Annotated in this window: 25 protein-coding genes; 14 read left to right on the plus strand and 11 right to left on the minus strand. The window is 71.0% G+C overall.

All coding sequences use genetic code 11. From position 1 onward, the window contains the following. Nucleotides 1-320: 320 nt before the first annotated feature. From pdxH to ACFWGZ_RS24755, 6 genes are all read right to left on the minus strand, one after another. On the minus strand, nucleotides 321-977 hold the full coding sequence (gene pdxH / locus ACFWGZ_RS24730; RefSeq protein ID WP_382453946.1) for a pyridoxamine 5'-phosphate oxidase: 657 nt from the start codon (nucleotides 975-977) through the stop codon (nucleotides 321-323). Between the two features lie 154 nt (nucleotides 978-1,131). Beyond that, the gene (locus ACFWGZ_RS24735; RefSeq protein ID WP_382453947.1) at nucleotides 1,132-1,833 is read right to left on the minus strand and encodes an urease accessory protein UreD; all 702 of its coding nucleotides are present in this window, start codon (nucleotides 1,831-1,833) and stop codon (nucleotides 1,132-1,134) included. Beyond that, the gene (gene ureG / locus ACFWGZ_RS24740) at nucleotides 1,830-2,492 is read right to left on the minus strand and encodes an urease accessory protein UreG (RefSeq protein WP_382453948.1); all 663 of its coding nucleotides are present in this window, start codon (nucleotides 2,490-2,492) and stop codon (nucleotides 1,830-1,832) included. The genes ACFWGZ_RS24735 and ureG overlap by 4 nt, the downstream gene beginning before the upstream one ends. Then, nucleotides 2,455-3,066, minus strand: coding sequence for an urease accessory protein UreF (locus tag ACFWGZ_RS24745; protein WP_382453969.1), 612 nt, complete (start codon nucleotides 3,064-3,066; stop codon nucleotides 2,455-2,457). The genes ureG and ACFWGZ_RS24745 overlap by 38 nt, the downstream gene beginning before the upstream one ends. Next, a complete protein-coding gene (locus ACFWGZ_RS24750; protein WP_382453949.1) occupies nucleotides 3,063-4,745 on the minus strand; it encodes an urease subunit alpha in 1,683 nt (560 codons plus the stop codon). The genes ACFWGZ_RS24745 and ACFWGZ_RS24750 overlap by 4 nt, the downstream gene beginning before the upstream one ends. Then, nucleotides 4,742-5,341 carry an urease subunit gamma gene (locus ACFWGZ_RS24755; protein ID WP_382453950.1) on the minus strand — a complete coding sequence of 200 codons (600 nt, stop codon included), beginning with the start codon at nucleotides 5,339-5,341 and terminating at the stop codon, nucleotides 4,742-4,744. The genes ACFWGZ_RS24750 and ACFWGZ_RS24755 overlap by 4 nt, the downstream gene beginning before the upstream one ends. Before the next feature lie 144 nt (nucleotides 5,342-5,485). Between ACFWGZ_RS24755 and ACFWGZ_RS24760 the strand changes: the two genes are divergently transcribed. The 5 genes from ACFWGZ_RS24760 to serC all read left to right on the plus strand — a co-directional run bounded on the left by ACFWGZ_RS24760 (nucleotide 5,486) and on the right by serC (nucleotide 10,011). Next, a complete protein-coding gene (locus tag ACFWGZ_RS24760; protein WP_382453951.1) occupies nucleotides 5,486-6,310 on the plus strand; it encodes an ABC transporter ATP-binding protein in 825 nt (274 codons plus the stop codon). Then, nucleotides 6,307-7,137: an ABC transporter permease gene (locus ACFWGZ_RS24765; protein ID WP_382453952.1), complete on the plus strand. Its 831-nt coding sequence runs from the start codon at nucleotides 6,307-6,309 to the stop codon at nucleotides 7,135-7,137. Before ACFWGZ_RS24760 ends, ACFWGZ_RS24765 begins: the two co-directional genes overlap by 4 nt. Beyond that, a complete protein-coding gene (locus tag ACFWGZ_RS24770) occupies nucleotides 7,116-8,171 on the plus strand; it encodes a sensor histidine kinase (protein ID WP_382453953.1) in 1,056 nt (351 codons plus the stop codon). The genes ACFWGZ_RS24765 and ACFWGZ_RS24770 overlap by 22 nt, the downstream gene beginning before the upstream one ends. Beyond that, the gene (locus ACFWGZ_RS24775; protein WP_382453954.1) at nucleotides 8,168-8,770 is read left to right on the plus strand and encodes a response regulator; all 603 of its coding nucleotides are present in this window, start codon (nucleotides 8,168-8,170) and stop codon (nucleotides 8,768-8,770) included. The genes ACFWGZ_RS24770 and ACFWGZ_RS24775 overlap by 4 nt, the downstream gene beginning before the upstream one ends. A 113-nt stretch (nucleotides 8,771-8,883) precedes the next feature. Continuing rightward, on the plus strand, nucleotides 8,884-10,011 hold the full coding sequence (serC, locus tag ACFWGZ_RS24780) for a phosphoserine transaminase (protein ID WP_382453955.1): 1,128 nt from the start codon (nucleotides 8,884-8,886) through the stop codon (nucleotides 10,009-10,011). A gap of 62 nt (nucleotides 10,012-10,073) precedes the next feature. Here the strand turns inward: serC and ACFWGZ_RS24785 are convergent, their stop codons facing one another. From ACFWGZ_RS24785 to ACFWGZ_RS24800, 4 genes are read right to left on the minus strand one after another with little or no spacing between them, the layout of a single operon-like run. Then, complete coding sequence (locus ACFWGZ_RS24785) at nucleotides 10,074-11,186, minus strand: ABC transporter permease (protein WP_382453970.1); 1,113 nt, start codon at nucleotides 11,184-11,186, stop codon at nucleotides 10,074-10,076. A gap of 29 nt (nucleotides 11,187-11,215) precedes the next feature. Continuing rightward, nucleotides 11,216-11,866 carry an ABC transporter ATP-binding protein gene (locus ACFWGZ_RS24790; protein WP_382453956.1) on the minus strand — a complete coding sequence of 217 codons (651 nt, stop codon included), beginning with the start codon at nucleotides 11,864-11,866 and terminating at the stop codon, nucleotides 11,216-11,218. After that, on the minus strand, nucleotides 11,863-12,903 hold the full coding sequence (locus ACFWGZ_RS24795) for a peptidoglycan-binding protein (RefSeq protein WP_382453957.1): 1,041 nt from the start codon (nucleotides 12,901-12,903) through the stop codon (nucleotides 11,863-11,865). The genes ACFWGZ_RS24790 and ACFWGZ_RS24795 overlap by 4 nt, the downstream gene beginning before the upstream one ends. An 8-nt stretch (nucleotides 12,904-12,911) precedes the next feature. Next, nucleotides 12,912-13,397 (minus strand): hypothetical protein, encoded by a 486-nt coding sequence (locus ACFWGZ_RS24800; protein WP_382453958.1) that lies wholly within the window; start codon nucleotides 13,395-13,397, stop codon nucleotides 12,912-12,914. Between the two features lie 89 nt (nucleotides 13,398-13,486). Here ACFWGZ_RS24800 and ACFWGZ_RS24805 point away from each other — a divergent pair, with 89 nt between their 5' ends. From ACFWGZ_RS24805 to ACFWGZ_RS24835, 7 genes are all read left to right on the plus strand, one after another. After that, a complete protein-coding gene (locus ACFWGZ_RS24805; RefSeq protein WP_382453959.1) occupies nucleotides 13,487-14,146 on the plus strand; it encodes a response regulator transcription factor in 660 nt (219 codons plus the stop codon). Continuing rightward, nucleotides 14,143-15,291 carry a sensor histidine kinase gene (locus ACFWGZ_RS24810; RefSeq protein WP_382453960.1) on the plus strand — a complete coding sequence of 383 codons (1,149 nt, stop codon included), beginning with the start codon at nucleotides 14,143-14,145 and terminating at the stop codon, nucleotides 15,289-15,291. The genes ACFWGZ_RS24805 and ACFWGZ_RS24810 overlap by 4 nt, the downstream gene beginning before the upstream one ends. A gap of 101 nt (nucleotides 15,292-15,392) precedes the next feature. Further along, nucleotides 15,393-16,346 carry a septation protein SepH gene (gene sepH, locus ACFWGZ_RS24815; RefSeq protein WP_382453961.1) on the plus strand — a complete coding sequence of 318 codons (954 nt, stop codon included), beginning with the start codon at nucleotides 15,393-15,395 and terminating at the stop codon, nucleotides 16,344-16,346. Between the two features lie 16 nt (nucleotides 16,347-16,362). After that, nucleotides 16,363-16,740 (plus strand): hypothetical protein, encoded by a 378-nt coding sequence (locus ACFWGZ_RS24820; RefSeq protein WP_382453962.1) that lies wholly within the window; start codon nucleotides 16,363-16,365, stop codon nucleotides 16,738-16,740. Between the two features lie 42 nt (nucleotides 16,741-16,782). Further along, nucleotides 16,783-17,187 carry a hypothetical protein gene (locus ACFWGZ_RS24825; RefSeq protein WP_382453963.1) on the plus strand — a complete coding sequence of 135 codons (405 nt, stop codon included), beginning with the start codon at nucleotides 16,783-16,785 and terminating at the stop codon, nucleotides 17,185-17,187. Then, nucleotides 17,184-17,651, plus strand: a complete 468-nt coding sequence (locus tag ACFWGZ_RS24830) for a hypothetical protein (RefSeq protein WP_382453964.1) — start codon at nucleotides 17,184-17,186, stop codon at nucleotides 17,649-17,651. Before ACFWGZ_RS24825 ends, ACFWGZ_RS24830 begins: the two co-directional genes overlap by 4 nt. Next, nucleotides 17,617-18,039 (plus strand): hypothetical protein, encoded by a 423-nt coding sequence (locus ACFWGZ_RS24835; protein WP_382453965.1) that lies wholly within the window; start codon nucleotides 17,617-17,619, stop codon nucleotides 18,037-18,039. The genes ACFWGZ_RS24830 and ACFWGZ_RS24835 overlap by 35 nt, the downstream gene beginning before the upstream one ends. On the opposite strand, the gene ACFWGZ_RS24840 is transcribed toward ACFWGZ_RS24835, so the two are convergent. Then, a complete protein-coding gene (locus ACFWGZ_RS24840) occupies nucleotides 18,026-18,250 on the minus strand; it encodes a hypothetical protein (protein ID WP_382453966.1) in 225 nt (74 codons plus the stop codon). The genes ACFWGZ_RS24835 and ACFWGZ_RS24840 overlap by 14 nt on opposite strands. A gap of 158 nt (nucleotides 18,251-18,408) precedes the next feature. On the opposite strand from ACFWGZ_RS24840, the gene ACFWGZ_RS24845 reads away from it, so the two are divergent. Both ACFWGZ_RS24845 and ACFWGZ_RS24850 read left to right on the plus strand, forming a co-directional pair. Then, the gene (locus ACFWGZ_RS24845) at nucleotides 18,409-20,151 is read left to right on the plus strand and encodes an ABC transporter ATP-binding protein (protein ID WP_382453967.1); all 1,743 of its coding nucleotides are present in this window, start codon (nucleotides 18,409-18,411) and stop codon (nucleotides 20,149-20,151) included. Beyond that, on the plus strand, nucleotides 20,148-21,992 hold the full coding sequence (locus tag ACFWGZ_RS24850; protein ID WP_382453968.1) for an ABC transporter ATP-binding protein: 1,845 nt from the start codon (nucleotides 20,148-20,150) through the stop codon (nucleotides 21,990-21,992). The genes ACFWGZ_RS24845 and ACFWGZ_RS24850 overlap by 4 nt, the downstream gene beginning before the upstream one ends. Nucleotides 21,993-22,018 lie beyond the last annotated feature (26 nt).

Below are 22,018 nucleotides of genomic sequence, written 5' to 3' on the forward strand. Positions count from 1 at the left end.
CACCCCTCACGCCGACTAGAGCCGGTGAACCCACCCGTGTTTCGGCGATTGGGGCTTGACTTCGGGTGCGAGGTGCTACCCCTAGCGGGCTCGGCCGGTCGCGAAGCGTCCGGCCTTTTCCGGCCGACCACAGCGCCTCGCAAGGGCCCCGAAGTCAAGCCCCAATCGCGGATCGTCGCGGAGCGGCGATGGAACCCAGGTCTTTCGTCCGAGTTGCACGCCCACGCCGGAACAGGCACCCGCCCGCAAGACACAACCACGCTGGAACCAAAAAGGGGCGCCTCCCGCCCACAGGAAGCGCCCCACTCAAAAGCCAAAACCTACGGAGCAACCCGCTCCAGTGCCCACCCGTCCCGCCCGAGCCGGAACCGCAGCCGGTCGTGCATCCGATCCCGCCGCCCCTGCCAGAACTCGACCTCTTCGGGCCGGATCCGCCACCCGCCCCAGTGCGGCGGTACGGGAATCCGCTCGGTGTCGGCGAACTGCCGCTCGATCTTGTGCAGCGCGGACTCCAAAGTGGACCGCCCGGTGACGACCCGCGACTGCGGCGAAGCCCAGGCACCGATCTGCGACCCGCGCGGCCGGGAGTTCCAGTACTCCGCCGTCTCCACGGGACCGACCTTCTCCACCACGCCGCGCACGTGCGCCTGGCGCTGCATCGCGAACCACGGGAACGTGGCCGACGCGAAGCGGGTGGCCATCAGGTCGTGCGACTTGTTCGACGTGTAGTTGGTGAAGAACACCAGGCCGCGGGCGTCGAGGCCCTTGGCCAGCACCGTGCGCGACGACGGGCGGCCCTTCACGTCCGTGGTCGCGAGCACCATCGCGTTGGGCTCGGGCAGGCCGGCTCCGGAGGCCTGGTCCAGCCACAGCTGGAGCTGGTCGTGCCAGGTGGCGGCAAGCTCCGACTCGCTCAGCGAGCCCTGCTCGTAGGACACGCGCATCGCCGGTAGTGCGATGTTCGTGGTCTCCGTCATCGGCGAACCTCCAAGCGGCGGCAGAACTCGTGGTCCCTGGACCCGCGACCATACGCACGGCGAACGGATCCCGAAACCGCCTGCGCGGTGATGACGCCCACCTGAACGGTGACTTTCCGTGGTTTGAACGATCTGGATCGAGTCCGTGATCGAGTCAGATGGCGTCGAGCCGCCGTGTGACCGTCACCACGTCGTCCCCCAGTGCGGTGGCAAGGGTTCCGCCTGCTGCCAACGGAACCGAGCTCCACCACTCGCCGCCGCCGGGCGGGCGGTCGACGGCGTCCAGGAGCAGCTCGGTGCCGATCACGCGCTTGCCCGCGAGGCCGGCCGCGGACGCGCCGAACACGGGGTCGCCCACCGCGAGCCGCTGGTGCAACAACGGCTTGCCGCAACGGGTTGCGCGCATCGACGTGGAAAGCGCGCCGGGTGTCTCACCGACGCGGCCGAGGACGAGGACCTCGCGGGTCCGCAACTGCGCGGCACCGTCCAATTCGGCCTCGACGACGGCGGTGTGGCGGGCGCGGCCCGTCACGACCGTCGGCTCGGGCAGGTAGCGGACCGACCCCTCGACCAGGAACCGGACCTCGGACGTGGACGCCTCGCCGGACGCGCCGGGCAGCAGCAGGGTCGCCGCCACGCCGCGCAGTTCCAGGCAGGCGCCCGGTCCCACCTCGACGGTCAGCGACAACGAATCGCCGCCCAGGGGTGCCGTCACCGACGAGACCAGGTGCACCAGCGCAACGGGTCCCGTGCGGCGGTGCGGCACCAGGGTCAGGGGTGACTGCGAGCGCAGGACCCGCACGACGCTGTTGCCGTGCGGGTCCCGCGTGACGACCAGCCGAGCCGACGCCCTCACAGCTGGGCCAGCACCCACTTCGCGACCTCGGGCGCCTCCGGGGTCTCGACGAGCGACTGGGCGATCACCGGCAGCTCACCGCGCATGCGGTGGGCGTCGGAGATCATCACGTCCATGTCGGCGCCGACGAACGGCGCCAGGTCGATCTTGTTGATCACCAGCAGGTCGGCGGTCGTGACGCCGGGGCCGCCCTTGCGCGGCACCTTGTCGCCGCCCGCGACGTCGACGACGAAGATCTGCCGGTCGACGAGGCCGCGGGAGAACACCGCGGTCAGGTTGTCGCCGCCGCTCTCGATGATCACCATGTCCAGCGCCGGGTAGCGGTGCTCCAGGCGTTCGACGGCGTCGAGGTTCGCGGTGATGTCGTCGCGGATCGCGGTGTGCGGGCAGCAGCCCGTCTGCACGGCCTCGATGCGCGCCGGGTCGAGCACGCCCGCGCGGCGCAGGAAGTCGGCGTCCTCGGTCGTGTAGATGTCGTTGGTGACGACCGCCAGCTCCAGCTGAGCGCCCAACGCCCGGCAGAGCGCCGCCGTCAGCGCGGTCTTGCCGCTGCCGACGGGACCGCCGATGCCGATGCGCGGCGCCTTGCCGTGGTGGTGGTCGTGCGGATCAGGCCCGTGGTTAGCTCCCAAAGAGACGCACCCCTTCGCGACGAACATGTGCCTCTGCCAAGAGGTCCAAGGCAGGGGAACCGAGCGCGGGCAGCTCCTCGCACGCCCGCGCGGCGACTTCCTCGACGTCGAGCGACGCCACGATCGCGTTGACCCCGAACGGGTCCAGCCCGAGCAGCCGCACCGCCGCCGACGCCGGGCCGCTGACAGCGAGATAAGCGCAGGTCAGCGCCGCTTCGAAAGCCTCACCGACCAGCACGCCGATCACCAGCGGCTGGTGCGGGTCGCGCGGCAGCGAGTCCAGCCGCGGCGACGGCCAGGCCCGCCGGGCGGCCCGCAGCATGCCGCGTCCCTGCGCCCGCGACGCCTCGCGCTGGGCGGGCGACGGGGTGCGGGCGTCGAGCTCCGCGTCCAGCACGGCCAGGTCCTCGCCGCGCGCCGCCGCGGCCGCGAACCCCGCCGCCAGCAGTCCGGCGCCGAGCAACCGCCCGCGCAGGAACGACTCCAGCGTCGGCTCGTCGCGCACGAGACCGCGCGCGGCGGTCTCCTCCAGGCCGCCGGAGTGCACGTGGCCGCCGCCGGGGAACCGGGAGTCGGCGAGGATCAGCGCGGTCAGCATCAGAACAGGAAGTACCGCTGGGCCATCGGCAGCTCGGCGACCGGCGCCGGTTCGACCAGGTCACCGTCGACGTGCACGGCGAAGCTGTCCGGGTCGACGCGCACGTCGGGCATCGCGTCGTTGAGGACCATGTCCGCCTTGGTGACCGAACGGGTGTTGGTCACCGGCAGCACCCGCCGCGCGTACCGGTCGGCGATGCCGGCGTCGATCGCCTGCGGCGCCACGAAGAACACCGAGGAAGCCGCCCCCGCCGTCGCACCGAACATCGGCCGCGCCCACACCGGTTGTGGCGTCGGGATCGAGGCGTTGGCGTCGCCCATCTGACCCCACGCGATGAAACCGCCCTTGAGCACCACCGACGGCCGCACGCCGAAGAACTTCGGCTCCCACAGCACCAGGTCCGCGAGCTTGCCGGGCTCGACCGACCCGACCTCGTCGGCGATGCCGTGCGCGATGGCCGGGTTGATCGTGTACTTGGCGACGTACCGGCGCGCCCGCAGGTTGTCGTCGAGCGTGCGCCGCGACGCCATGACGTGCGCGGTCTGCCAGGTCCGGATGATCACCTCGCCGACGCGGCCCATCGCCTGCGAGTCCGACGAGATCATCGAGATCGCGCCGAGGTCGTGCAGCAGGTCCTCGGCGGCGATCGTGGTCGGCCTGATCCGCGACTCGGCGAACGCCAGGTCCTCCGGCACCGACGGGTTGAGGTGGTGGCAGACCATCAGCATGTCGAGGTGCTCCTCGAGCGTGTTGACGGTGTGCGGGCGGGTCGGGTTCGTCGACGACGGCAGCACGTTCGGCAGCGAGACGACCCGAATGATGTCCGGCGCGTGCCCGCCGCCGGCGCCCTCGGAGTGGTAGGCGTTGATCGACCGGCCACCGATGGCGTCCACTGTGGACTCCAGGAACCCGGCCTCGTTCAACGTGTCCGTGTGGATCGCGACCTGCACGCCGGACGCGTCCGCCACCCGCAGGCAGGCGTCGATCGCGGCGGGCGTGGTGCCCCAGTCCTCGTGCAGCTTGAACCCGCCGGCGCCGCCGGCGAGCTGTTCCTCCAGAGCCTCGGTCGAGACCGTGTTCCCCTTGCCCAGCAACAGGACGTTGACCGGCATGTGGTCCATCGACGTGAGCATCCGGTCGAGGTACCAGGCGCCGGGCGTGACCGTGGTGGCCTTGGTGCCCTCCGCGGGACCGGTGCCGCCGCCGACCAGCGTCGTCAGCCCGGACGCCAGCGCCTCGTCGACGATCTGCGGGCAGATGAAGTGCACGTGGCAGTCGATGCCGCCCGCGGTGAGGATCTTGCCGTTGCCGGACAGGATCTCCGTGGACGGGCCGATCACCAGGTCCGGGTGGACGCCGTCCATCGTGTCGGGGTTGCCGGCCTTGCCGATCGCGACGATCCGCCCGTCCTGCACACCGACGTCGGCCTTGACGACACCCCAGTGGTCGAGGATCACCGCACCCGTGATGACCAGGTCGGGAGCGCCCTCGGCACGGGTCGCGACCCCCTGCCCCATCGACTCGCGGACCACCTTGCCGCCGCCGAAGATCACCTCGTCGCCGGACCCGGTGCCGCGGCTGAGGTCCTCGGTGACCTCGATGAACAGGTCGGTGTCGGCGAGCCTGATCCGGTCGCCGACCGTCGGCCCGAGGAGCTCCGCGTACCGCTCGCGGTCGATCATCGCTGCAACCCCCGCACGATCCTCAGCCCTGCCAGCGGAACCAGCGTGACCTCGCGTTCCACTCCCGGCTCGAACCGCACGGCGGTGCCCGCGGGGATGTCGAGCCGGTAGCCGAACGCGGCCTCGCGGTCGAAGTCGAGCCCCGTGTTGACCGAGGCGAAGTGGAAGTGCGAGCCGACCTGGACGGGCCGGTCGGCGGCGTTGACGACGGTCATCGTGACGCGCGGCCGGCCGGGGTTGAGCTCGACGGGTTCGCTGCCCACGAGCACCTCCCCCGGTGCCGGACCGGCCGAGGGCGCGATGGGGTGGTGCACCGTGACGAGCTTGGTGCCGTCGGGGAACGTCCCCTCGACCTGCACCGAGTCGATCATCTCCGGCACTCCGCGCATGACCTGCTCCGGCGCGAGCACCGTGCGCCCGCTCTCCATGAGCTCGCTGACCGTGCGGCCGTCCCGCGCGCCCTCCAGCACGTGGTCGGTGATCAGCGCGACGGCCTCGGGGTAGTTGAGGAGCACCCCGCGTTCGAGGCGGCGGCGGGCCACGTCGGCGGCGACGTGCACGAGGAGCTTGTCGCGTTCATGCGGCGTCAGATGCACCGAGCCGTTCTAACACGGGAAAGCGCTGGATCGCGGAGAGGAAACACGGCCGAAACACGAGCGCGTGTCCACCGACCGGTTGACAACCGGGGTCAGCGGTGCGGTCGTCCCGCGGGAGGGGTGCGGAACCGCAGGATTTACGACATGAACGCGATCCGGGTGAGGGGCCTCGAGAAGGCCTACAAGGGCCACCAGGCGGTGGCGGGGGTGGATCTGGACGTCGCCCGCGGCGAGGTGTTCGCGGTGCTGGGCCCGAACGGGGCCGGCAAGACGACGAGCGTCGAGATCCTCGAGGGGCACCGCGGCCGCGACGCCGGCGAGGTCAGCGTGCTGGGGGTGGATCCGGCGAAGGCGGGCCGCGAGTGGCGCGCGAAGCTCGGGATCGTCCTGCAGAGCGCCACGGACGCCGCGACGCTGACCGTGCGCGAAGCCGTCCAGCACTACGCGAGGTACTACGGGGACCCGCGGGACCCGGAGGAGGTCATCGACCTCGTCGGGCTCACCGAGAAGGCCAGGTCGCGCGCCGGCACGCTGTCCGGCGGGCAGCGGCGGCGGCTCGACGTGGCGCTCGGCATCATCGGCAGGCCGGAGCTCGTGTTCCTCGACGAGCCGACCACGGGCTTCGACCCCGAGGCGCGCCGCCAGTTCTGGGGCCTGATCAAGCTGCTGGCCGCCGAGGGCACCACGATCCTGCTGACCACGCACTACCTCGACGAGGCCGAGGCGCTCGCCGACCGCGTGGCGGTGCTCGCCGGGGGCCGGATCGTCGCCGAGGGCACACCGCAGACGCTCGGCGGCCGGGCGCACGCCGACGCCACCGTCCGGTGGCTGTCCGACCGCGGCTACCAGCAGATCCGCACCACCGAACCCACCAAGGTCGTCGCCGACCTGTCGCGCCACGGTGAGCTCGCCGAGCTCACCGTCACCCGTCCGTCGCTGGAAGACGTCTACCTGGAGCTGATCAAATGACCACGCCGGTCCTGTCCAAGACGGCCTCGTCCGCGGCGGCCGCCCTGCCCTCCACGCTGTCGCTCGGTCTCGCGAGGGGTGCGACCGAGCTGCGGGAGTTCTTCCGGCAGAAGGAAAGCCTGATCTTCACGGTGTCGCTGCCGGCGATCCTGATGCTGCTGCTCGGCACCGTCTACGTCTCCGAGCCGTCGCACGGCCAGATGTTCGCGGCCAGCATGATCGGCGCCGGCATCATCTCGACGTCGTTCGTCGGGCTCGGCATGAGCGTCGTCGCCGACCGCGAGGACGGGACGCTCAAGCGGTTGCGCGGGACGCCGATGCCGTTCGCGTCCTACTTCATCGGCAAGGTCGTCCTGGTGTTCGTGTCGAGCCTGGTCGAGGCCGCGCTGCTGATGGCGGTGGCCGTGCTGCGGTTCGACGTGCAGCTGCCGTCGACGGCGCAGAAGTGGTTCACGTTCGGCTGGGTGTTCACGCTCGGCGTCATCTCGTGCTCGCTGATCGGCGTGGCGCTGAGCGCCATCGCGAAGAACACCCGCAACGCGGCGGGTGTGCTGAACCTGCCGTACATCGTGCTGCAGTTCCTCAGCGGCGTGTTCATCATGCAGACGGCTCTGCCGGAGTCGCTGCGCACCGTGGGCTCGCTCTTCCCGCTCAAGTGGGTGTGTCAGGGTTTCCGCTCGGTGTTCGCACTGGACGACGGCTACGCGGTCATGGAGGCGGCGGGATCATGGGAGCTGGGGAAGGTCGCGCTGGTGCTCGGGGCGTGGACGATCGCGGGCCTCGTGCTCGTGAGCAGGACTTTCAAGTGGAGCAACACCAGCAGCTGACGACCTGGTACGTGCTCTTCGCACTGACCCAGATCACCACGATCGTCCTGGTGCTCGTGGACGCCAACCCCCTCGCCGACCGGGTGTCGGCGGCGGGGTTGCTCGTCCTGAACGGCGTGTGGTTCCTCGCCTACGGCAACCGGCTGCTCAGGGCCGGGATCGAGGACCGGCGCGGTTTCGTCTACGCGGCCGGCTCGCTGGCCCTCTGGGCCCCGGCGGTCTGGCTGACCGGCAACGCCACGTTCGCGCTGTTCGGCCTGGTCCCGCAGATCTACATGGTGCTGCCGGCGACGTGGGCGTTCTTCCCGATGGTGGTCTTCGTCTTCACCCCGCAGCTCCTCACCTGGCTGGCCGGCGCCGACGCCGCGCTGCCCTGGCCCGCGGCGCTGCTGATCGTCGGCTTCTCGCAGGCGTTCGGGTGGGCGGTGAGCCGGATCGCGCAGCAGAACAAGCAGCGCGGTGAGCTGCTGGACCGCATCGAGGCACTGACCATCGAGGCCGAGCGGGCGCGGTGGTCGGCGGAGATCCACGACACGCTGGCGCAGGGCTTCACGTCGATCATCACGCTGCTGCAGGGCGCGCAGCCCGACGTCGACCTGGCCCTGCGGACTGCGCGCGAGAACCTCCGCGAGGCCCGCGCGCTCGTCGCCTCCAACGCACCGTCGCCTTTGGACGGGTCGTCGCTGGAGGACGCGTTGCGGCGGCTGGTGTCCGGGACGGCGCTGCCGTCGACGTTCCGGGTGATCGGCGACCCCGTGCCGCTCGCGACGTCGGTGGAGGTGGTGCTGCTGCGGACCGTGCAGGAGGCGCTGACGAACGTGGCCCGGCACTCCGGGGCGTCGCGGGTGGACGTGGTGATGAGGTTCGACGCCGACGGGGTCTCGCTGGAAGTCCGCGACGACGGCCGCGGCTTCGGCGACGCGCCGGAGGGCTTCGGCCTGAGGGGCATGCGCGCACGGCTCGAACAGGTGGGTGGCACGCTGTCGGTGTCCTCGGACGGAGGAGCGTCGGTGCTGGTGGAGGTGCCCCTGTGATCAGGATCCTGCTGGTGGACGACCACCCGGTGGTGCGGCAGGGCCTGCGCGGCATGCTCGTCGCGGACGACCTGGAGGTCGTCGGCGACGCCGGCTCGGGCCAGGAGGCCGTCGAGCAGGCCGCCGCGCTGAAGCCCGACGTCGTGCTGATGGACCTGCGGATGCCCGAGATGGACGGTGTGGCCGCCACCGCCCGGATCGCCGGGACCGGGCCCCGGGTCCTGGTCCTGACGACCTACGAGACGGATTCGGACATTCTTCGCGCCGTGGAAGCCGGGGCGTCCGGGTACCTGCTGAAGGACTCGACGACCGAGGACCTGATCGCGGCGATCCGGGCGGCCTCGCGGGGCGAGACCGTGCTGGCTCCGTCGATGGTCGCGAAGGTGGTCGGGCAGGTCAGGACGCCGCCTCTGTCGGCGCGCGAGGCCGAGGTGCTCAAGTTGGTGGCGAAGGGCTTGTCGAACGTCGAGATCGGCCGGACGCTGTTCATCTCCGAGGCGACCGTGAAGACCCACCTGCTGCGGGTCTTCAACAAGCTCGGGGTGTCGGACCGCACCGCGGCAGTGACCACGGCGATGGATCGCGGCATGTTGCAGTGACCCAGGACACCCGGCTGTCATCTCCCGGCCACCGGCCTGCAACACTGTGACCTCCGGCAACGGCGCCGGTCAGGTCCGTTCAGCACAGTCCACCGCCCCGGAGGCGTGACCACATGACCCAGACCGCCGATCCGACCTCGTTGGTGCTTCCCGCCGAGCTCAAGCCGTCCGACGGCCGCTTCGGCTGCGGCCCGTCCAAGGTGCGTCCCGAGGCCGTGCAGGCCCTCGCCACCGAGGGCGCCGCGCTGCTCGGCACGTCCCACCGGCAGAAGCCCGTCAAGAACCTCGTCGGCCGCGTCCGCTCCGGACTGCGCGAGCTGTTCCAGCTCCCCGAGGGCTACGAGGTCGTGCTCGGCAACGGCGGCACCACCGCCTTCTGGGACGCGGCGTCGTTCGGGCTGGTCCGCGAGACCGCCCAGCACTTCACCAACGGCGAGTTCTCCTCGAAGTTCGCCAAGGTCACCCAGACCGCGCCGTTCCTGAAGGACTCCCTGGTCACGAAGGCCGAGCCGGGCACCGCCCCCGAGCTCTTCTTCGCCGAGGGCGCCGACCTGGTCGGCTGGGCGCAGAACGAGACCTCCACCGGTGTCGCGATGCCCGTCACCCGCATCGAGGGCTCGGACGGCGCGCTGATCGCGATCGACGCCACGTCCGGCGCCGGCGGCCTGCCGGTCAAGGCCGAGGACTTCGACGTCTACTACTTCGCGCCGCAGAAGTCGTTCGCCTCCGACGGCGGCCTCTGGCTCGCGCTCATGTCGCCCGCGGCGCTGCAGCGCGTCGAGGAGCTCAAGGACCGCTGGGTGCCGGAGTTCCTGTCGCTGCCGACCGCGCTCGACAACTCCACCAAGGACCAGACCTACAACACGCCGTCGGTCGCCACGCTGTTCCTGCTGGCGCACCAGATCGACTGGATCAACGGCAACGGCGGCCTCGACTGGGCCGTCGCGCGCACCAAGGACTCGAGCGACCGCCTGTACTCCTGGGCCGAGAAGACCGCCTACACCACGCCGTACGTCGAGAAGGCCGCCGACCGCTCGCAGGTCGTCGGCACCATCAACTTCAACGACGACGTGGACGCCGCGACTGTCGCGAAGGTGTTGCGCGCCAACGGTGTCGTCGACGTCGAGCCGTACCGCAAGCTCGGCAAGAACCAGCTGCGCGTCGCGATGTTCCCGGCCATCGAGCCGGACGACGTCACGACCCTCACGCAGGCGATCGACTGGGTCGTCGGCCAGCTCTGACACCCGCTGAGCAGCAACCTGGGGCGCACCGAAACGAGTTCTCGGTGCGCCCCAGGGCTTTGTCAGGCGAGTGCTTCCGTGGGCGACTGGCGAGCCGCCCGCACCGCCGGGTAGACGCCGGCGACGGCACCGATGAGAACGGCCGAGCCCACTCCCCCGAGCAGGGCCGGCCACGGCAGCGCCGCGGGCCACCGCTGGCTGATCGAGTACCCCGCCGTGACCGCGATCCCGACGATCACCCCGACCAGCCCGCCGAGCCCCGACAGCAGCACCGACTCGGTGAGGAACTGCCACCGGACCTGCCGCCGGGTCGCCCCGAGCGCCCGCCGCAGACCGATCTCGCGGCGGCGTTCCAGCACCGAGATCACCATCGTGTTCGCCACGCCGACGCCACCCACCAGCAACGCGACCCCGCCCAGACCCAGGAACAGCGCGTTGTAGGAGCTCTCGGCCAGTTGCTGCGCCTCCAGCGCCTCCGAGGGCCGGGAAACCTTGACCTCGTGGGACTTCTGCGGGTTCAGCGTCGGGCCGAGCAGGCCGCGGACGGTGTCCACCTGGTCGGGGGACGTGCGCACGTAGACCGTGTTCGCGTTGCCCTCGAACCCGAACGCCTCCTTGGCCGCGTCCCAGCCGACCAGCGCGGACCGGTCGATCTCCGGTGCGAGCGGCAGCGGCCCGAGGACGCCGACCACGGTGAACCACTGGCCGTCGATCCACAGCTGCACACCGGGCTTGTCGACACCGAGGCGCGACGCGGCGGTGCCCCCGAGCACCACAGCCTTCTCCCCCGCCGACAGCCAGCGACCCTGCCGGACCTCGGCGTTCAGCACCTCCAGCAGGTCCTTCTCGGCCGCCTGCACCTGCAGTCCGAGCGTGTCGCTCGCGGGCACGAGGTCGTTCTTGCGGACGTTCGCGCTGATCTTGCCCGTGGCGCTGGCCGCGGACACCGCGCCGATCCGCTTGGCCATCGGCACCGCGGTCTCCGGCAGCTTCGCGTCGGCGCCGAAGAAGTCCTGGCCGGGTGCCGCGGTCAGCAGGTTGGTGCCCAGCTTGGACATCTTCTCCGACAACGCCGCCGCGCTGGAGGCGGGGATGCCGACGACGGCGACCACGGCGGCGATGCCGATCGCGATGCCGAGTGCCGACAGGACCGCGCGGACCGGGCGGGTGCGCATGCCGAAGAACCCCAGGAGCAGCAGGTCGATCACACGATCACCCCGTCCCGCACCTCGACGCGGCGCGGCGCCCACGCCGCGATGTCCCGGTCGTGCGTGATCATCACGATCGTCGTGCCGTCGGAGTTGAGGCTCTCCAGCAGCTCCAGCACCCCGGCGCCGTTCTTCGTGTCCAGGTTCCCGGTCGGCTCGTCGGCCAGCAGGATGCCCGGCGTGTTCACGACGGCGCGGGCGATCGCGACGCGCTGGCGTTCGCCGCCGGACAGTTCGTGCGGCTTGTGCAACGCGCGGTGCAGCAGACCCACTCTGTCCAAAGCGGACAGTGCGAGGGCCCGCCGCTTCGAGCGCGGCACGCCCGCGTAGACCAGGCCCGAGGCCACGTTCTCGATCGCGGACAGGCCCTCGGTGAGGAAGAACTGCTGGAACACGAACCCGATCGTGCGGGCTCGCAGTGCCGACAAGGCGTTGTCCGACAACGAGGACACGTCGTGGCCGTCGATCTCGACGCGGCCGGTCGTGGGCTTGTCGAGCGTGCCCATCAGGTGCAGCAGCGTCGACTTGCCCGAGCCGGACGGGCCCACGATCGCGAGCAGCTCCCCTCCGGCGACGGTCAGGGAGACGTCGCGCAACGCCTGCACGCCGCCGGGGTAGGTGCGGCTCGCGCGGTCGACGGTGATCACTCGGTGGTCACCACCTTCATGCCCTCGCGCAGGCCCTCGCCCTGCACCTCGACCTGGCCCTTGGCGAAGATGCCGACGGTGACCGGGATCGTCCTGCCGTCGTCGGTGACCAGGCCGTAGCCGCCCTCGGCGAGCGCGAGCAGCGCGCCGATCGGGACCGCGAGCACGTTCTGCTTCCTCGCCACGGTGAAGACGGCGGTGACGCTGCCGGACTCGACGCCCTCGGCGGCCTTCGGGTCGTCGACCGAGATCGTCAGCACGATCTTCGGCTTCTGGCCCTGGTTCGGGTCGCCGGTGGTGCGGGTGACCGAGGTGGTGGTGCCGGTGGTGGGCTTGCCGCCGGTGATCGACAGCTCGACCTTCTCGCCCTGCTTCGCGAGGCGCTGCTTCGACTGCTCCAGCTCGACGGTCACCGCGCGCTCGGTGCCGGTGACCTTCATCAGGTCGCCGCCGGCGGGCGCGCCGAGCTGGGCGGTCAGCGACGAGACGCGGACCGCGCCCGGCTGCACGACGACGTCGCCGGAGCCGAGCTCGCCGGTCTGCTCGAGGCCGTTGGCCTTCTGCCACTTCTTCAGCGCGGTGGCCGTGTAGTAGGTGAACTTGTCGTCGGGGGTGCCGAAGTCGGCGAACCCGAGCGCGGCGAGGTTCTCCTCCACCACCCTGACGTCCGGGCCGTTCGACATGCCCGGCTCCAGGTCGCGGTAGAGCGGGGTCTCGCCGTAGAACAGCGGCACGGGCCTGGCGTCCGAGTGGAACGCGGGCTTGCCGCGCTCGACGACGTCGCCCTGCTTCGGCAGGGCCGTGACGGTGCCACCTTTGCGGCTGGTCAGCGACCGTTCCGCGCCGAAGCCGAGCTGGCCGGTGACCGACTGCTGGTCGGCCAGGTTCGTCTTCTTCACCTGCGCGGTCTTCGCCGGGTCGTTCCGCAGCGGCGCGACGCTCGCCTGCTGGGACGCGATCCGCGTGAGCACCACGACCCCGCCGGTGCCGAGCACCACCGCGGCGACGAGCGCGGCGATGACGACCTTCCTGTTCACGCGGCGCTTCATCCGGCCGGCCTCGCCGCGACCATGCCACCCTCGCCCAGGCCGCAGTCCTTCATGTCCTGCTTGACCTTCTCGTCCTCCATGTCGGGCAGCTCGATGGCCTCGCCGGCGGCGCCCCCACCCTCGAACTTCGGGTCGGGCCAGTTGTAGCCCCTGTCCCGCATGCACTTCGCCTGCTGGCGCATCTTGTCCTGCTCCTCCGGCGACGGCGGCGTGAACTCGCCGCCGTTGGGCAGGTGCTGCTTGCACGCGTTGTGGGCGGCGGACATCTTCTCGCCGTCACCGTCGTTGCCGGGGATGCCCAGCGTGACGGCACCCCCGTCACCCTGCGGGTCCGGCATCTCGATGCCGTTGTCCCGCATGCACTGCGCGAACTTGACCATGTCCGCCTTGTCGTCCTTCTTCTGCTCGTTCTCCGCCGGCAAGCTGGCGCAGGCGGTCAGCGCCATCAGCGCGGCGAAGAGGAGCGCGGTGGTTTTCTTCACGGCGACAGGTCTACGGAGGCCGTCATTCGACCGCGTTAAGCGAAAGCCCTTATCCGGCGCTTATGCCCCTCGCGCGGAAAATGGGCGCCATGCGTGTGCTGGTGGTCGAGGACGAACAGCTGCTCGCGGACACGATCGCCGAGGGACTGCGCAGGTTCTCGATGGCGGTGGACGTCTGCTACGACGGCGAGGCGGCGCTGGAACGCGTGGGCGTGCACGGCTACGACGTGGTGGTGCTCGACCGCGACCTGCCGTTCGTGCACGGCGACGACGTCTGCAAGGCCGTGCACGAGTCGGGTGGCGAGGCGCGGGTGCTGATGCTGACCGCGGCGGCCGAGGTGGACGACCGGGTGGCGGGCCTCGGGCTCGGCGCCGACGACTACCTGACCAAGCCGTTCGCGTTCGCCGAACTGGTCGCGCGCGTGCAGGCGCTGGGCCGCCGGGCCCGTCCCGCGTTGCCACCGGTGCTCGAACGGGCGGGCGTGACGCTCGACCTGCCGCGGCACCAGGCGGCGCGCAACGGCCGGTTCCTGCCGCTCTCGCCGAAGGAGTTCGCGGTGCTGGAGGTGCTGATGCGGGCGGAGGGCACCGTGGTGAGCGCGGAGGAGCTGCTGGAGAAGGCCTGGGACGAGCACGCCGACCCGTTCACCAACGCGGTGCGGGTGGCGGTGATGACGCTGCGCCGCAAGCTGGGCGCGCCGCAGGTCATCGAGACCGTGCCCGGCGCCGGCTACCGGTTCGGCTCGTGACGCTGCGGACCAGGCTGACGGCCTGGTACGCCGGGGTGTTCCTGATCGCGGGCGTCGCGCTGATCGGGCTCAACTACTGGCTGATCGCCGAGCGGGTGCCCTCCACCGCCGGCATGGCGGTCTCGCGCGCGTTCCCGGCCGACACGCTGCTGCCGTACGGGGAGACCTACGCGCCGGTGGAGGCGGCGGAGCTGCCGGCCGACACCCTGGTGGTGACGGCCGAGCAGCTCAGGGCCGAGACGATGAACACCGTCCTCTGGCAGTCGGTCATCGCGCTGCTGGTCGCCGCGGTGATCGCCGTCTGGCTGGGCTGGGTGGTGGCCGGGCGGGTGCTGGCGCCGCTGCACTCGATCACCACGACCGCGCACCGGCTGGAGGCGGAGCGCCTGGACCAGCGCATCGAGCTGGACGGGCCGCCCGACGAGCTCAAGGAGCTCGCCGACACCTTCGACGGCATGCTCGACCGGCTCGCGTCGTCGTTCGACAGCCAGAAGCGGTTCGTCGCGAACGCCTCGCACGAGCTGCGCACGCCACTGGCCGTGCAGCGGACGCTGATCGAGGTGGCGCTGGCCGCCCCGGACGCCTCCGACGAGGTCCGGCGCCTCGGTGCGCACCTGCTCGACACGAACGAGCGCAGCGAGAAGCTCATCGACGGGCTGCTGGTGCTCGCGAAGAGCGACCGAGGGCTCACCTCGCGTGAGCTCGTGTGGCTGGACGAGGTGATCGACGACGAAGTGGCGTCCTGCGAGACACTTGCCGCGGAGAAAAAAGTCACGTTTGCGATCGAGACCCGCAAGTATCTGGTGGAGGGCGATCCGGTCCTTCTTGCGCAGCTCGTCGGCAACCTGTTGCGCAACGCCGTCCTCTACAACCGGCCGGGCGGTTCCGTCTCGATACGCCTTGATCAAGACCTCGTCGTGACCAACACCGGGCCCACCGTGCCTGCCCAGGCAGTACCCGGGTTGTTCGAGCCCTTCCGACGTCTGCGCGACCGCACCGGCACCGCCGGATCGGGTCTCGGGCTGTCGATCGTGCAGTCCGTCGCGAAGGCGCACCGGGGCTCGGCGAGGGCTCGTCCGAACGGGGGAGGCGGGCTGGTGGTCCAGGTGAACCTTCCGGAAACGGGAGTGCGGCAACCCTCGTGAACTGGCAAGATCACGTAGAGATATCGGCGAGTCTCCCACCCGTGGACGGCCCGTTGTCCTAACGTTGTCTGCTGGCGAGGTGCGAATTCAGGGAGGCCACGATGCGAGCGCTGCGAGTCATCGGGCTCGACGAGGACGGCAAGTCCGTCATCCTCGAGGACCCCGAAAACCGCGGCGAGCGCTTCACGCTCCCCGCGGACGAGCGTCTTCGGGCGGCCCTGCGCGGTGACCTCGCGCGCCTCGGCCAGATGCAGATCGAGTCCGGCGAGGCCCAGATGCGGCCGCGCGAGATCCAGGCCCGCATCCGCGCCGGCGAGTCGATCGAGCAGGTCGCCGCCGCCTCGGGCATGCCGGCGAACCGGATCGAGCGCTTCGCCTATCCCGTGCTCCTGGAGCGCTCGCGCACGGCCGACATGGCCCAGCGCGCGCACCCGGTCCGCGAGGACGGCCCGGACGTGCAGACGCTCGGCGAGGTCGTCGCGCACTCGTTCGGCCTGCGCGGCCACGACCTGTCCGACACGAAGTGGGACTCGTGGAAGGGCGACGACGGCCGCTGGATCGTGCAGCTGCACTGGACGACCGGTCGCTCGGACAACCGCGCGCACTGGGCGTTCCACCCGGGTGCGCAGGGCGGCACGGTGACGGCGCTCGACGAGGCCGCGGTCGACCTGATGGACCCGAACCCGAACCGGACGCTCCGCACGGTGCGCCCGGTGACGCAACTGGCGCGGCAGGCCTTGGAGGCGACTCCGGTGCTGCCCGCGTCCGTGCCCGTGGTCCCCGCGGCCGAGGAGCCGGCGCCCGTGCCGGTCCCGGCCCAGGCGCCGCCGCCCGCCCCGGCACCCGTCGTGGCGGAGAAGCCCGTGCCGGTCCAGGAGGTGCAGCCGGAACCGGAGCCCGTTCCCGTCCCCGCCGCACCGCCGGTGAAGAAGGAGCAGGAACCCGCGGCGGAGAAGCCGGTCCGCAAGGACGCTCCGCCGAAGCGGGGGAAGAAGAACCACCCCATCGTGCCTTCGTGGGAAGACGTTTTACTGGGCGTGCGGTCGAACCGCTGAGTGAGGCTTTGACGCCGTGGGACGTCGTGTCGTGCTGGCTGCCGGAGTGGGTGCGCTCCTCGGGCTGGCCTGGTGGGGAATGTTCGAGCTCATCGCCTCCGGGGCGGTCTGCACCTTCGACGACTGGGGCTGCCTCGGCACCTTCGTGACGGCCGTCCCGGTCTTCGCGGTGGTGGCGGCGGTCCTCGGTGGCGTCCTGCTGCGTTCTCGTGGTGAGTCGCGGGCCTGGCTGGTGGCCGTGCCCGCGACCCTCATGGCCGTGGTGGCGATGGTGTTCCTGCTCGCCGTGCCGTGGCTCGGGTTCGCGGTGTTCGCGGCGCTCTACGCACTGATCGCGGTGCTCACGTCGACCGCAGGCACCGGACGCCGTGAAGGTGGTGTGGAGGGTTCGTGAAGACCGGGCCCCGCTGATCTTTCTTCCGCTATTCCTGGGCACATGGTGGTGCGCACGGCCCTGGGAGCCGTCGTCGGAACTGTGGTCGGTGGCGGGTTCCTGCTGACCCTGAACGCGTTGGTGCGGTATTGCAACGGCGGACCCGGCCGTGCCCCGTGCGGTGCGGTCCCGCTGGTGGTCCCCTCGGGCTTCGTGCTCTGGGCGGCGCTGGCCGGGCTGCTCGTCGTGGCGGGGTTCCGCCTCCTGCGCCAGGCGCACGGCTGGTGGGTGGTGGGGACCGGCGCCGTGCTGTGGGTGGCGCTCGTCGCGGCGGTCTACCACGTGTCGCGCGAGTACCTCGGCCTGTACCAGGCGGAACGCGGGCCCGTCGTCGCGGCGGCGATCGTGCTCGCGCCGTGCGTCTCGTACGCCGTCGCCGCGCTGTTCGTGGGGCGGAGGACCGCATGAGCCCGCTCACCCGCGCCGTACTCGGGATCCTCGCCGGGCTTCCCGGCGGACTGGTGTCGACCTTCCTCCTCCTGATGTCCGGGGTCAGCCATCCCTGCGCCTACAACATCCACGGTCGGCCGTGCACGATGAACATCCTCGGGGTCATCGGCGGGCCGCTGCCCACGGTGCCGGTGGGCAGCATCATCGTGGTGGCGGTGCTGCACGTCTGGCAGCTGTTCCTCGCCAAGCAGCCGCGGCCGTGGTCGGTGGTGGGACCCGCGGTGGTGCTGATCGTCGTGCTGGAGGCGCTCGCGGGGCTTGTCGACTGGGACAGCGAGATGACCACGATCATCCCGGTTCCCACCGCGATCCTCACGGTCTCCTTCGCACTGGCAGGAGCGGTCACCGCGTTCAGCTGGGAGGAGATCCTGCGTTACCGTGGCAGGCGTGACCGAACAGAGCACCGCGGGGAAGACCGGTAAGGCCGGGCGCAGGCTGCTGTTCCGGGTCGTGCTGTCGATGGCCGTCGGGGCGGGGCTCGTGCTCGGCTGGACGTGGGCGTACGAGTCGGGCTTCCTCAAGTCGTGGCTCGACAGCACGTCGATGTCGACGTTCCTGCTGCTCGTGCTGATCGGGTTGCCGCTCGCGCTCGTGTCGTCGCTGGTGCTGGCCGGGCCGGTCCTGTGGGTGTTCGGGGTGCGGCCGGTGTGGCCGATCATCCTGCTCGGGCCGGTCGTGCTCGGCATCGGGCTGTACTTCAAGGTGCACGAGCCCGCGGTGGCGTGGTTCACGAACCGCCACCACGCCGAGGCGCTGCTCGCGGCCGTGGCCTACGGGCTCGTCGCGCTGGTCACGTTCAAGCGGTCGTAGGGACCTCGTCGAGCAGGTTCAGGTCCCAGCCCTCGCTCTCGCACCAGTCCTCCGCCTCCTCGCGGGAGACGGCCGAGGCGTGCCGCGGGCGCGGGCCCGGCAGGTGGTCCCAGCCGTCGGGTGCCAGCACGTAGCTGGCGCCGTCCCGGGTGGCGATCAGCCGTCCGTGTGGAAACGCCATCGTCTGCTCGGTCCGCAGATACCGCGTCATGGTGGTCATCGTGCCCTTGACCTCCACCTATGTCGAGGCTGCACGCTCCGGTGAGGAGAAAAACCGGATGCTGAACGCAGGTCGTCCTTCGTACTTTGGGGGGTGACCTGGAGGGGGCTCGTCGCGTGAGCGATCAACGTAACTCGACAATCAGGACCTTGCGGAGGTTGTGGCCGTACGTGCGGCCGCACCGCGCACGGATGGCTGTCGTGCTGGCGGCGACGATGCTCGCGATGCTGTGCGGTCTCGGCATCCCGCTGCTCACGCAGCGCATCGTCGACGGTCCGATCCAGAACGGGGAGACCGCGGTCCTGCCGTGGCTGGTCCTCGGCGTGCTGGCGCTCGGGCTCAGCGAGGCGGCGTTGTTCTACATCCGGCGCAAGATCGTCGCCCGGCCGGCGGCGGAGGTCGAGGCGCGCATGCGGTTCGACCTGTACCAGCGGCTGCAGCGCCTGCCGGTGGCGTTCCACGACCGGTGGCAGTCCGGTCAGCTGCTGTCGCGCGCGACCAACGACCTCACGACCGTGCGGCGGTTCGTGGCGTTCGCGGTGATCTTCCTGATCGTCAACAGCCTGGTCGTCGTCATCGGGCTGGGCATCATCGCGGCGCTCTCGCCGTGGCTCGTGGTCGTGTCGCTGTGCGGTGCGCTGCCGTTGATCGTCATCTCGTTCTTCTTCGAGTCGAGGTTCAAGGTCGTCGCGCGCAAGGCGCAGGACCAGTCCGGCGACCTGACCACGACGGTCGAGGAGTCGGTGCTCGGCATCCGGGTGCTCAAGGCGTTCGGGCGCGGGCCGGAGCTCTCGAAGCGGTTCCTGGCGCAGGCGCGGGAGCTGCGGTCGACCGAGCTGCACAAGATCTCGATCCTGGCCGCGCTGTGGTCGGTGCTGATCGTGCTGCCGGAGCTGTCGATCGCGGGCATGCTCGGCGTCGGCGCGATCGGCATCGTGAACGGCTGGATGACGGTCGGCACGCTGGTCGCCGCCGTCGCGGTGAGCGCGTACCTGCGCTGGCCGATCGACTCCATCGGCTGGCTGCTCGCCGAGACGAACCAGGCCGCCGCCGCTCTCGAGCGGTACTGGGAGGTCGTCGACGAACCCGTGACGATCACCAGCCCCGCCTCGCCCGCGCCGCTGCCCACTCCGCTGCGCGGGCACGTGCGTTTCGAGGGCGTGCGGTTCGCGTTCGAGGACGGCCGCGAGGTGCTCAAGGGCGTCGACCTCGACCTGCGGCCCGGCGAGACGGTGGCGCTGGTGGGCGCGACCGGGTCGGGCAAGACGACGCTGACGGCACTGGTGCCGCGGCTGGCCGACGTGACGGGCGGGCGGATCACGCTCGATGGCGTCGACGTGCGGGACCTGTCGCTCGAGGACCTGCGCACGGCGGTCGGCACGGCGTTCGAGGAGCCCGTGCTGTTCTCCGCGTCGGTGACCGAGAACGTGGCGCTGGGCGTGCCCGACGTCGACGAGGACCGGGTGCGCGAGGCGTTGCGGGTGGCCAAGGCCGAGGAGTTCGTGGACGCGCTCCCCTGGGGCCTCGCGACGCGCATCGGCGAGCAGGGCCTGTCGCTGTCCGGTGGTCAGCGGCAACGGCTGGCGCTCGCCCGCGCGGTCGTCGGCCGCCCGGCGGTGCTGGTGCTCGACGACCCGCTGTCGGCGCTCGACGTCCACACCGAGGCCGAGGTGGAGGCGGCGCTGCGCCGGGTGCTGCGCGGTGTCACGGCGCTGGTCGTGGCGCACCGGCCGTCGACCGTGCAGCTGGCCGACCGGGTCGCGATGCTCGTCGACGGCAGGATCGCCGCCTTCGGCTCGCACCGGGAACTGTTGGAGCACAACGAAGAGTACCGGCGCCTGCTGTCCAGTGTGGACGCCGAGGACAAGGTGGAAGAGGAGGTGGCGTCGTGAGCTCGGCGACCGTTCAGCCGGCGGCGGAGGAAGAGGAGTGGCGCGGCGTCGCCGCCGAGGAGATCGAGGAGATCTCGCACCAGACGGGCCTGCGCCTGCAGGCCCGGTCGCGCAGGCTGCTGGGGTCGTTGCTGCGCCCGCACGTCGCCCGCACGTCGCTCGCGATCGCCGCGGTGGTCGGCGGCAACCTCGCGAACCTCGCGGGACCGCTGCTGATCGCCGCCGCGATCGACCGCGGCATCCCGGCCGCGATCGGCGGCGGGCCGATGATCCTGGTGTGGTGCGTGGTCGGTTACGCGGTCTGCGCGGTCCTGACGACGTTCCTGCGCTGGGCGTTCCTGCGGGTCTCCGGCCGGGTGGGCCAGGACCTGCTGCTGGACCTGCGCGGCCGGATCTTCCGGCACTCGCAGAAGTTGTCGGTCGGCTTCCACGAGTCCTACACCTCCGGCAAGGTCATCGCGCGGCTGACGAGCGACGTCGACGCGTTGCAGGACCTGCTGGAGGAGGGGCTCGACAGCCTGTTCAACGCGGCCCTGTCGGTCGCGGGCATCGCGGTGATCCTGCTCTGGCTCGACGCCCCGCTGGCGTCGGTCGTGGTCGCGGGCTTCCTCCCGGCGTACTTCATCTGGCGCTGGTTCCGCCGCCGCTCGATGGACGCCTACCGCGGCACGCGCGGCGCGATCGTGAAGATCATCGTGCAGTTCGTGGAGTCGATGAACGGCATCCGCGCGGTGCAGGCGTTCCGCCGCCAGCCCCGCAACGAGCAGATCATGAAGGGCTTCAACGGCCAGTTCCGCGACGCGAACACCGACGCCCTGGGCGTGATGGCCACGTTCGTCGCGACGATCCGCGTGATCGGCAACGTGTCGCTGGCGGTCGTGCTCGCGTGGGGCGCGTACCGCGTGACGGGCGGTTCGATGGAGCTCGGCGTGCTGGCGGCGTTCACGCTGTACCTGCGCCGGTTCTACGACCCGTTCGACGAGCTGGCGATGTTCGCGAACTCGTACTCCTCGGCCACGGCGGCGCTGGAGAAGATCTCCGGCCTGCTGGAGGAGGAGCCGTCCGTCCCCGAGCCGGCCGCACCGGTGGCGCTGCCGCACGCGCGGGGCGCGGTCGCGTTCGACGGCGTCGAGTTCCGCTACCCCGGCACGGCGAAGCTGGTGCTGCCACCGTTCTCGCTGGACGTGCCGGCCGGTCAGACGGTGGCGCTGGTGGGCGCGACCGGCGCCGGCAAGACCACGCTCGCGAAGCTGGTGGCGCGGTTCTACGACGCGTCGTCGGGCGCGGTGCGGCTCGACGGCGTGGACCTGCGTTCGGTGGCGGACACGGACCTGCGCCGGGCCGTCGTGATGGTGACGCAGGAGAACTTCCTGTTCTCCGGCTCGGTGGCGGACAACATCGCCCTGGGCCGTCCATCGGCCTCCCGCGCCGAGGTCGAGGCCGCGGCGGCGGAGGTGGGCGCGCACGAGTTCATCTGCGCCCTGCCCGACGGCTACGACACCGACGTGCGCAAGCGAGGCGGCCGTTTGTCCGCAGGACAGCGGCAGATGGTGGCGTTCGCCCGCGCGTTTCTCGCGGATCCCGCCGTACTGGTCCTGGATGAGGCAACATCGTCCTTGGACGTGCCCACCGAACGCGCCGTGCAGGCAGCACTGGAGACCGTGCTGGCCGACCGGACGGCGTTCATCATCGCCCACCGGCTGTCCACGGTCCTGATCGCGGACCGCGTGCTGGTGCTCGATGGTGGCATTGTGGTGGAGGACGGCTCCCCCGAGGAGCTGATCGGTGAGCGGGGCCGGTTCGCCGCCCTGCACACGGCCTGGCGCGACTCGCTCGCGTAGGCCTGTGGTCGCGTTCGCGCCAATGG

The organism is Lentzea sp. NPDC060358, from assembly GCF_042725365.1.
Lineage (GTDB): Bacteria > Actinomycetota > Actinomycetes > Mycobacteriales > Pseudonocardiaceae > Lentzea.

Coding starts and splice junctions, on each gene's coding strand:
- ACFWGZ_RS24805 (WP_382453959.1), top strand. CDS start 13,487: ATGCGTGTGCTGGTGGTCGAGGACGAACAGCTGCTCGCGGACACGATC.
- ACFWGZ_RS24785 (WP_382453970.1), bottom strand. CDS start 11,186: ATGCGCACCCGCCCGGTCCGCGCGGTCCTGTCGGCACTCGGCATCGCG.
- sepH (WP_382453961.1), top strand. CDS start 15,393: ATGCGAGCGCTGCGAGTCATCGGGCTCGACGAGGACGGCAAGTCCGTC.
- serC (WP_382453955.1), top strand. CDS start 8,884: ATGACCCAGACCGCCGATCCGACCTCGTTGGTGCTTCCCGCCGAGCTC.
- ACFWGZ_RS24765 (WP_382453952.1), top strand. CDS start 6,307: ATGACCACGCCGGTCCTGTCCAAGACGGCCTCGTCCGCGGCGGCCGCC.
- ureG (WP_382453948.1), bottom strand. CDS start 2,492: ATGTTCGTCGCGAAGGGGTGCGTCTCTTTGGGAGCTAACCACGGGCCT.
- ACFWGZ_RS24830 (WP_382453964.1), top strand. CDS start 17,184: ATGAGCCCGCTCACCCGCGCCGTACTCGGGATCCTCGCCGGGCTTCCC.
- ACFWGZ_RS24840 (WP_382453966.1), bottom strand. CDS start 18,250: ATGACGCGGTATCTGCGGACCGAGCAGACGATGGCGTTTCCACACGGA.
- ACFWGZ_RS24825 (WP_382453963.1), top strand. CDS start 16,783: ATGGTGGTGCGCACGGCCCTGGGAGCCGTCGTCGGAACTGTGGTCGGT.
- pdxH (WP_382453946.1), bottom strand. CDS start 977: ATGACGGAGACCACGAACATCGCACTACCGGCGATGCGCGTGTCCTAC.
- ACFWGZ_RS24760 (WP_382453951.1), top strand. CDS start 5,486: ATGAACGCGATCCGGGTGAGGGGCCTCGAGAAGGCCTACAAGGGCCAC.
- ACFWGZ_RS24750 (WP_382453949.1), bottom strand. CDS start 4,745: ATGATCGACCGCGAGCGGTACGCGGAGCTCCTCGGGCCGACGGTCGGC.